1 protein-coding gene is annotated in these 431 nt (G+C 58.0%); it reads left to right on the top strand.

Annotated features, from left to right (window positions below; translation table 11 throughout):
- Positions 1–431 (top strand): DDE-type integrase/transposase/recombinase (locus AC1DKR_RS21240; protein ID WP_478035139.1); only part of this gene is annotated, 431 nt, incomplete at both ends.

The following is a 431-nucleotide window of genomic DNA, read 5'->3' as shown; positions in this document are numbered from 1 at the left end:
CTTCGTGACGTGCGACCTCCGGCAAATCCAGGTTTCGAAGTTCGCTTCGAGACGCCGCCAGGCGAACAGGCCCAAGTCGACTTTGCCCAGTTCCATGTCGTTTTCACCGATGAGCCAATGACACCAAGGATCATCTGGTTGTTCTCGATGGTGTTGGGACACAGTCGCCTCATCTGGGCTCGCTTCGTCATGCACCAGAACCTGCCGACCGTCCTACGTTGCCACATCGCCGCTTTCGAGGCGATTGGTGGTGCGCCGCGGGAGGTGCTCTACGACCGGATGAAGACTGCCGTTATCGGAGAAGGTCAGACGGAGGGCATCATCTACAACCGCGCTCTCATCGATCTGGCCCGCCATTATGGATTCCATCCTAAGGCGTGCAAGGCCTACCGAGCCAAGACAAAAGGCAAGGTTGAGCGGCCGTTTCGGTA

The sequence above is a fragment of the Stenotrophomonas sp. 01N47 genome, from assembly GCF_056399165.1.
The sequence above is the reverse complement of the archived record's forward strand: the minus strand, read 5'-3'. Positions and strand labels throughout refer to the sequence as shown.